Source organism: Jatrophihabitans sp., from assembly GCF_035474675.1.
GTDB lineage: Bacteria > Actinomycetota > Actinomycetes > Mycobacteriales > Jatrophihabitantaceae > Jatrophihabitans_A.
The window spans coordinates 1-8,411 of the sequence record NZ_DATINC010000161.1 but is presented as its reverse complement, the minus strand read 5'-3'; the positions used below and the strand labels follow the sequence as shown (position 1 = coordinate 8,411).

Below are 8,411 nucleotides of genomic sequence, written 5' to 3'. Positions count from 1 at the left end.
CCGCGGTCGATCTTGATGATGTCCGGGGCCAGCGCCACGATGTGCCGGAACGAGGCGTAGCCGGCGCCGGCGTCGTCCACCGCGAGCCGGATGCCGTGCGCCCGCAGCGTCATCCGCGCCTCGATCAGCGGCGCGTAGTCCGCGATCGAGGCGTGCTCGGTGACCTCCAGCACCAGCCGGTCCGGCCGGATGGCGGTCGAGCGCAGCTCCCGCAGCAGGGCGGGGCTGGCCAGCGTGGTGGGCGAGACGTTGATCGCGACGTAGACGTCCGGCGGCAGGTCCACCGCGGCGCCCAGCGTGCGGCGCACCGCCAGCAGGTCCAGCTGCAGCGTCCGGTCGACCAGTTCGGCATCGTTGAACCACTGGGTCGGCGTGATCAGCGGGTCGCCGCCGAACCGGGCCAGCGCCTCCACCCCGATGACCTGCATGGTCCGGGCATTGACCACCGGCTGGAACGCGATGCTCAGGTCACCGCCCTGGATCACCTCGTCGACCCGCCGGAACATCCGGCGCAACCGGCGCTGCTCGCCGAACTGCGGGGACAGCACCTTCCACAGCGCCACGCACTGCAGCGGCAGCACCACCAGCGCGACCACCGCGGTCGCCACCACGACCCAGTCCAGGCTCGGATTGCGCTGGCCGCGGTCGACCAGCAGGACGAGCGGACCGGTCAGGACGATCAACAGGTCCAGGATCGTGATGGTGACGAGCAGGCGCCACAATCGACGGTCCGGCATTCGCCTCGCCCCCCGGGTTCGGGCTTCGTCTTGGGAAACGCAGAAAATAGTGGCGCGACGCCCCGCGTCGGTCCAGCAGCAGCGTACCCGCCCAAGTTGCCCCCTCACTTCCAAACGGCGGTATCCGTGCCGACCAACCCGAGCCGGCGGCGACCGGTGCGGCGCTCGCGGACGGCCGGCCGGGCTGCCACTGCGGAATGGGGGCACCCCGGCGCGGGCTGGGGTAGGTTCCCGGGGCGTACCTTGCCGGAAATCCCCGTCGTCCCGACCGTCCAGCGCCGGAAGTGAGTGTCATGGCCGAATCGTCTACCGAGTCCGCAACGAGCATTGCCGCCGGGTATGACTTCGGCACGCCCGCGCTGGAACTCGGGTCCGTGGTGGTGGGCGGCGAGGCGTTTCCGTCGGCGGGCGTGCGGATTCCGCTCAGCATGCTCAACCGGCACGGCCTGATCGCCGGGGCCACCGGGACCGGCAAGACCAAGACGCTGCAGCTGCTGACCGAGCAGCTCTCGGCGGCCGGCGTGCCGGTGGTGGTCGCCGACATCAAGGGTGACCTGTCGGGGCTGGCCAGCCCCGCGCAGCCGGCCCAGCCGGGCGACCGGGTCTCCCAGCGGGCCGCCGACACCGGCGACGACTGGCAGCCGGCCGTCTTCCCGGTGGAGTTCCTGGCGCTCGGCGGCCTGGGCAGCGGGGTGCCGGTGCGGGCCACCATGACCTCGTTCGGCCCGCTGCTGCTTGCCAAGGTTCTGGAGCTGAACGAGACCCAGGAGTCGTCGCTGGCGCTGATCTTCCACTACGCCGACTCGGCCGGGCTGCCGCTGCTGGACCTGAAGGACCTGCGGGCGCTGATCCAGTACCTGACATCAGACGAGGGCCAGGACGCGCTGACCGGCATCGGCGGGTTGAGCAAGGCCACCGCGGGGGTGATCCTGCGCTCGCTGATCACCTTGGAGAACAACGGCGGCGAGGTGTTCTTCGGCGAGCCGGAGTGGGAGCCGGCCGACCTGATCCGGACCGGCAGCGACGGCCGCGGCATCGTCTCGGCCCTGGAACTGGCCGCGGTGCAGGACAAGCCGCGGTTGTTCTCCACCTTCCTGATGTGGCTGCTGGCCGACCTGTTCTCCGAGCTGCCCGAGGTGGGCGATGTGGACAAGCCCAAGCTGGTGTTCTTCCTCGACGAGGCGCACCTGCTGTTCAGCGACGCGTCCAAGGCCTTCCTGGAGCAGCTGACCCAGACCGTCCGGCTGATCCGGTCGAAGGGGATCGGCATCTTCTTCGTCACCCAGGTGCCGGCCGACGTGCCGGACAGCGTGCTCGGCCAGCTCGGCAACCGGGTGCAGCACGCGTTGCGCGCCTTCACCCCGGACGACGCGGCGAACCTCGCCAAAGCGGTGCGTACCTATCCCAAGACCAGCCACTACGACCTCGCCGAGCTGCTCACCCAGCTCGGCATCGGCGAGGCGGTGGTGACGGTGCTGTCCGAGCGGGGCGCCCCGACCCCGGTGGCCTGGACCCGGCTGCGCGCGCCGCGCTCGCTGATGGCCCAGCTGGACCAGGCGGCGCAGGCCCAGGCGGTGGCGGGCTCCCCGCTGCTGGCCAAGTACGGCACCCCGATCGACCGGGACTCGGCGTACGAGAAGCTCACTGCCCGGCTGGCGGCCGCCCATCCCGAGCCCGCCCCGGCGCAGCCCGAGCCCGCCCCGGCGGGCGGTTCGGCTGACAGAGCGCCCAGCCAGCCCAAGCAACAGCAGCACGACGGCGGCGTGGTGGCCGAGGTGCTCGGCTCGGCGGCGTTCAGGTCCTTCGCCCGCTCGACGGCCACCGTGCTCGGCCGGGAGATCACCCGGTCGCTGTTCGGCACCGCCCGGCGGCGGCGCCGGTGACCGTCCTGCACCTGCGCGGGGTGTTCCTGCCCGAGGAGGAGGAACGCGAGGCCTGGATCGTCGACGGCCGGCTGACCTTCGAGCCGGTGTCCGGCGCCGAGTCGATCGCCGCCGGTGGCTGGGTGCTGCCGGGTTTCGTCGACGCGCACTGCCACATCGGCGTCACCACCGACGGCTGGGCGGACGAGGAGATGCAGGTCGAGCAGGCGGTGCTCGACCGCGACGCCGGGGCCCTGCTGCTACGCGACGCCGGCGCCCCGGTGGACAACACCGGCGTGCAGCGGCGCCCGGACCTGCCCCGGCTGGTGCGGGCCGGGCGCCACATCGCCCGGCCGCGCCGCTACATCCGCAACCTGGGCGTGGAGGTGGAGCCGGAGGACCTGGTGGCCGAGGTGGAGCAGCAGGCCCGCCGCGGCGACGGCTGGGTCAAGCTCGCCGCGGACTGGATCGACCGCTCGGTCGGCGAGCTGATGCCGGTCTGGCCAGACGACGTGCTGGCCGCCGCGATCGGGCGGGCTCACCAGCTCGGCGTCCGGGTGGCCGCGCACACCTTCAGCGAGCAGGCGCTGCCCGGCCTGGTCGCGGCCGGCATCGATTCCATCGAGCACGGCACCGGGATCACCGGCGACCTGCTGGACGAGATCGCCCGGCGGCAGATCGCGGTGGTGCCGACCCTGATCAACGTCGACACCTTCCCGGCCATCGCCGACTCGGCCGAGCAGAAGTTCCCGGCCTACGCCGCGCACATGCGCGCGCTGTTCGCCACCTCCCGGCAGCGGATCCGGGACGCCTACGAGGCGGGCGTGCCGGTCTACACCGGCACCGACGCCGGCGGCTCGCTGCCGCACGGGCTGATCCGCGAGGAGGTGGCCGCCCTGGTGCAGGCCGGCATCCCGCAGGCCGAGGTGATCGCCCAGGCGTCCTGGCGGGCCCGGGAGTGGCTGGGCTTCCCCGGCCTGACCGAGGGGGCGCCGGCCGACCTGGTGGTCTATGACCACGACCCCCGGGTGGAGCTGGCCACCGTGTACGCGCCGCGCCGGATCGTGCTGGACGGCGCCGTCGTCGGCTGACCCGCCTGCCGACCGGGTATTCGCCGGATCGATCACCCGCCCAAGTTCGTGGCATTTACCTTTGCTACGCCGTCCTGGATGCTGGATTTTCGAGATCCTTCTCGTCGGGCAGGCTGCGATGAGCGTGCGCAGGGTTGGCACCATCCTGGTGGCGGTGCTGCGGGCCGCGGTCCGCCACCGGGTCAACGCGCACGCCTCGGCGATGGCCTTCTTCGCCCTGCTGTCGCTGGTGCCGGCGACGGTCACCCTGGGCGGCGTGCTGCACGCGCTGGCCCGCGTCGGCGGCCCCGAGCTGGCCGTCCGGGCCCAGCAGGGGGCCAGCGAGGCGATCCGGCTGCTGATCGGGCCCAAGCTTGCCGACCCGGTGATCAACCCGTTCGTGGCCACCCAGCTCTCCCAGACATCCGGGCCGGCGCTCACCGGCCTGCTGGCCTCGGCCTGGCTGATCAGCCGGATCTTCTACTCGCTGGTGCACGGCCTGGACGTGGCCTTCGGAGTGGACGACCAGCGCCCGACCCGGTCCCAGCGCCTGTACGCCCTCGGCCATGCCATCGTGGTGGTCGGGGTGATCGCGGTGACGCTGGCCGTGATGGTGCTCGGCTGGCACAGCGGCCATGCCGGCCTGGACCGGGTGATGGGCCGCTCGCCGGTGGTGGCGCAGCTGTGGATCGTGCTGCGCTGGCCGTTGCTGTTCTTCATCCTGCTCGGCGTCATCGTCAACCTGTACCGCTACGGCCCGAACGTGCGGCTGAGCGTGCGGCAGTGCCTGCCCGGCGCGTCCATGGCGGTGCTGCTCTGGATCGGTGCCGCGGGGGTGTTCCGGGGCTACCTGCTGATCGGGGCGGTCGCTCCGACCGGGGTGCACACCGACGACCAGCAGGTGGTGCTGATCGGCCAGGCGATCGGCGCCTCCATCGCGACCGGGGTCTGGCTGTACTTCTCCTCGCTGGCCATCCTGACCGGCGCCGAGCTCAACAGCGTGCTGCTGCAGCTGCGGGCGAGCGCACCGGCCGCCGTGGCAGCGGAGCCGGTGTCGCCCCGGCGCCGGACCGTCGGGCGGCCGCGGCTGCCACGTGTCCTCGGGGTACGCGCGGCCGCGATCGGCCACTGGTTCGAGGGCCGCAGCCGCTGACCGCCCGGCCAAGGGGCGCGACCGGTCGGCGCCGGGCCGGGCGTTACCGGCGGGCGGTGATCAGGTCGTGGACCTCGGCCAGCTCCGGCTCGGGCATCGGGCCGTCGAGCGGGATGCCCCGCTCGGCGAAGACCTTGCCCATGGTGGGCAGCAGCCGCTCGGTGAGGAACTTCTCATACAGGTCGGGACTTTCCCAGACATCGACCACCCGCACCCCGCCGCCGGGCAGCTCGGTGAGGGCATGCAGCAGCAGGCCCTCCGGTGGGTTCTCCTGCGCCCCCAGCGCGGCGGTGACGGCGGAAAGGTCCTCGCGCCGCAGGGGCAGGTCCTGGGACAGCAGCACAGCCATGGTGGCCTCCTTCGGGCCGGTGTACTGGCGGATGCGGCCAGTGTGGACCCGGCTGGCCCGGCGGGCAATGCCCCGGGTGCCGGCGTCACTAGGCTGAGGTGCGCAGCCGAGCCGGAGGGCGAGAAAGTGACGAGCGTGCGACGCCGCCGTGCCATCGCGGTGCGGCGCTGGGCGATCGCGGTGGGCGTCTACCTGGTGGCGGTGTTCCACCGCACCTCGCTCGGCGTGGCCGGCCTGCAGGCGGCCGACCGGTTCGGCATCAGTCCCAGCCAGCTGAGCATCTTCATCCTGCTGCAGCTGGGGATCTACGCCGGGATGCAGATCCCCACCGGCGTGCTGGTCGACCGGTACGGACCGCGCCGGCTGCTGGTGGTTGCGGCCGGCACCATGGGCCTTGCGCAGGTGCTGTTCGCGCTGGCGCACAGCTACCCGCTGGCCCTGCTGGCCCGGGCGGTGCTCGGCCTCGGGGACGCGCTGACCTTCGTCAGCGTGCTGCGCTTCGCCGCCGGGCAGTTCACCCCGCGCCGCTACCCGGTGGTGGTGGCCCTCACCGGCACCCTGGGACAGCTGGGCAACCTGGTGGCCACCCTGCCGCTGACCGCACTGCTGCACCGGGCCGGCTGGACGCCGACCTTCCTCGGCGCGGGCCTGCTGTCGCTGGCCAGCGGTGCCGCGGTGTACCTGCTGCTGCCCCGGGCACCGCGGCTGCCGCCCCGGCCGGCCGGGGCCGCGGTGCTGCTGGAGTCGCTGCGCCGGGTCGGCCGCCGGGTGGGCTCGGCCTGGTCGCTGCCCGGCACCCGGGCCGGCTTCTGGGTGCACTTCGCCTCGATGGCGACCGCGTTGACCTTCGCGGTGCTGTGGGGCGTGCCGTTCATGGTGCAGGGCCAGGGGATGAGCCGGGACGCCGCCGGCACGGTGCTGCTGTTCAGCGTGCTGGTCGCCGTCCTGGTCGGGCCGCCGATCGGCTACCTGATCGGCCGGTACCCGGCGACCCGGGTGCCGCTGGCGATCGGGACCAGCCTGGTGACCGTGCTCGGCTGGTACGCGGTGCTGGCCGCCTTCTCCGGCCCCATGCCGCGCTGGCTGCTGGTGGCCCTGGTGCTGGTGACCAGCACCGGCGGCCCGGTGTCCTCGATCGGCTTCGCGCTGGCCCGCGACTACAACGGGCCGGCGATCGTGGGCACCGCGACCGGACTGGTGAACGTGGCCGGCTTCGTGGCCGCCATCGTGGCGTGCCTGGGCCTGGGCTGGACGCTGGACCTGCGCGGCCCGGCGACCCTGGGCAGCTACCGGCTGGCCTTCGCGGTCGCGGTGACGGTGCAGGCGCTCGGGCTGGTGCAGATGGTGCGCTGGTGGCTGCGAGCCCGGCACTGGGCGCTGCGGGCGGCCGAGGCCGGCCAGCCGGTCCCGGTGCCGGTGGTACGGCACCGCTGGGATCTCAGCGGCTGAGGGTGGGCGCACCCGGTCCAGGTGCTCAGCACCGGCCCGGGTACCTCCCTCCCGAACCGTCATGAGGATCGACCGTTCTGACGCCCGATCCTCATGACGGTCCGGGCAGGCGGCCGGGGAGATCGAGTGGTTAGGGTCCGGGGTATGACCCAGCAGGCCGGCAGCGTGGCCGTCGTCGGCAGTCGCGCCGTTGCGATCGAGGGAACGCCGGTGTCATCGCGCGCTGCCGTGCAGCGCAGGAGCGCGCAATGACAGAGGAACAACTGCAGGCGGAGTACGTGTCACTCGGACGCCTGGTCTGGCACGGCCGAGCGGTGGAGAACGTGGCCTACCTCATCGCGCGTGCCGTGGGCGAACCGGATCCGGAAGCTTTCCCGGTAAGCCGGGTACTGAGAGCCACCCGGAAACGGGCCAAGGCAGGCTTGCCGCCGTGGGCCCGGGACGTGCAGCTCGATGACGTGACGACATGGATTCGGACGGCGGAGGTGGTACTCGACAACCGCAATCGACATGTCCACTGGCACCGGTTCCAGCGCGCCGAAGCGGAGGGATGGGTGCCGTACCACCGGTCCGACCGCACCGGGGAGATGCGAGCGTACGAGACCGCGGACGCCGACACGTGGGCCGAGCATGCCCGGCAGGCATCCCAGCTGGGCAACGAATTGCTGCACAAGCTGCTCTTCGAAGTCCGGGAAGGGATCTACCACTGGCATCCGCGGCTCGCGAGGCCGGGTGAGGAGTGGGTGCCCTACGCGGTGTACACGAACGGCGCGTGGCCGCAGCGGCCGACCTCTGATGAATTGGATGCCTGGTATGCGCGCCTGGTGAACGAAGCCCCCGCGGAGTGGTCCGAATGGGTCGAGAAGATCCTCGCGGAGCGGCAGCCGGCCCGAACCCGGGAGCAAGCGGCGGGCGCACCCCGGGTCGGGCGCTCCTCGACCGTCATAGGGATCGACCGTCCTGACGACCGATCCCTATGACAGTCCGGGCAGGCGGCCGGGGAGATCGAGCCGTTAGGGTCGGGGTATGACCCAGCAGACCGGCAGCGTGGCCATCGTCGGCGGTTACGTCGTTCCGATCGAGGGGGAGCCGATAGCGGCCGGCACGGTGCTGGTCACCGACGGCGTGATCACCGCGGTGGGCGAGACAGTGGACATCGGCCCGGACGTCGAGGTGGTGGACGCCACCGGCAAGTGGGTGCTGCCCGGCTTCGTCGACGCGCACGCCCACCTCGGGGTGTGGGAGGAGGGCGAGGGCTGGGCCGGCGCGGACGTCAACGAGATGACCGACCCGAACGGGGCCCGGCTGCGGGCGCTGGATGCCATCAACCCCGCCGACGAGGGCTTCCGGGACGCGCTGGCCGGCGGAGTGACCTCCTGCGTAATCAAGCCCGGCAGCGGCAATCCGATCGGCGGCCAGACGGTGGCGATCAAGACCTGGGGCCGGATGGTCGACGAGATGGTGATCAAGTCACCGGCCAGCGTCAAGAGCGCGCTCGGCGAGAACCCCAAACGGGTCTACGGCGACAAGGGAAAGCTGCCCTCGACCCGGCTCGGGGTGACGGCGGTGATCCGGGACGCGCTGATGAAGGCGCAGGACTACCGGGCCCGCCGCGACGCTGCCGGCGACGAGCCGTTCGAGCGCGACCCATCCTCGGAGGTGCTGGCCCGGGTGCTGTCCGGCGAGCTGCCGTGGTGCCAGCACACCCACCGCGCCGACGACATCGCCACCGCGATCCGGCTGGCCGACGAGTTCGGCTACCGGCTGGTGATCAACCACGCCACCGAGGCC

Annotated in this window: 7 protein-coding genes and 1 pseudogene; 6 read left to right on the top strand and 2 right to left on the bottom strand. The window is 72.3% G+C overall.

The genetic code is table 11. The features are described 5' to 3' along the window. Window positions 1–722 (bottom strand): EAL domain-containing protein (locus tag VLJ82_RS18975; protein WP_408664927.1); only part of this gene is annotated, 722 nt, incomplete at its 3' end. Window positions 723–1,030: 308 nt separating this feature from the next. Here VLJ82_RS18975 and VLJ82_RS18970 point away from each other — a divergent pair. From VLJ82_RS18970 to VLJ82_RS18960, 3 genes are all read left to right on the top strand, one after another. Beyond that, the gene (locus VLJ82_RS18970) at window positions 1,031–2,620 is read left to right on the top strand and encodes a helicase HerA-like domain-containing protein (RefSeq protein WP_408664926.1); all 1,590 of its coding nucleotides are present in this window, start codon (window positions 1,031–1,033) and stop codon (window positions 2,618–2,620) included. Continuing rightward, window positions 2,617–3,690 carry an amidohydrolase family protein gene (locus tag VLJ82_RS18965; RefSeq protein WP_408664925.1) on the top strand — a complete coding sequence of 358 codons (1,074 nt, stop codon included), beginning with the start codon at window positions 2,617–2,619 and terminating at the stop codon, window positions 3,688–3,690. Before VLJ82_RS18970 ends, VLJ82_RS18965 begins: the two co-directional genes overlap by 4 nt. A 118-nt stretch (window positions 3,691–3,808) precedes the next feature. Further along, window positions 3,809–4,822, top strand: a complete 1,014-nt coding sequence (locus VLJ82_RS18960; protein ID WP_408664924.1) for a YihY/virulence factor BrkB family protein — start codon at window positions 3,809–3,811, stop codon at window positions 4,820–4,822. A 43-nt stretch (window positions 4,823–4,865) separates the two neighbouring features. On the opposite strand, the gene VLJ82_RS18955 is transcribed toward VLJ82_RS18960, so the two are convergent. Further along, window positions 4,866–5,171 (bottom strand): hypothetical protein, encoded by a 306-nt coding sequence (locus VLJ82_RS18955; protein WP_408664923.1) that lies wholly within the window; start codon window positions 5,169–5,171, stop codon window positions 4,866–4,868. A 135-nt stretch (window positions 5,172–5,306) separates the two neighbouring features. Here VLJ82_RS18955 and VLJ82_RS18950 point away from each other — a divergent pair, with 135 nt between their 5' ends. The 3 genes and pseudogenes from VLJ82_RS18950 to VLJ82_RS18940 all read left to right on the top strand — a co-directional run. Further along, window positions 5,307–6,620: an MFS transporter gene (locus VLJ82_RS18950; protein WP_408664922.1), complete on the top strand. Its 1,314-nt coding sequence runs from the start codon at window positions 5,307–5,309 to the stop codon at window positions 6,618–6,620. Between the two features lie 248 nt (window positions 6,621–6,868). Then, complete coding sequence (locus tag VLJ82_RS18945; RefSeq protein ID WP_408664921.1) at window positions 6,869–7,600, top strand: hypothetical protein; 732 nt, start codon at window positions 6,869–6,871, stop codon at window positions 7,598–7,600. Between the two features lie 46 nt (window positions 7,601–7,646). Then, window positions 7,647–8,411: pseudogene (locus VLJ82_RS18940) on the top strand (amidohydrolase); the annotation flags it as partial.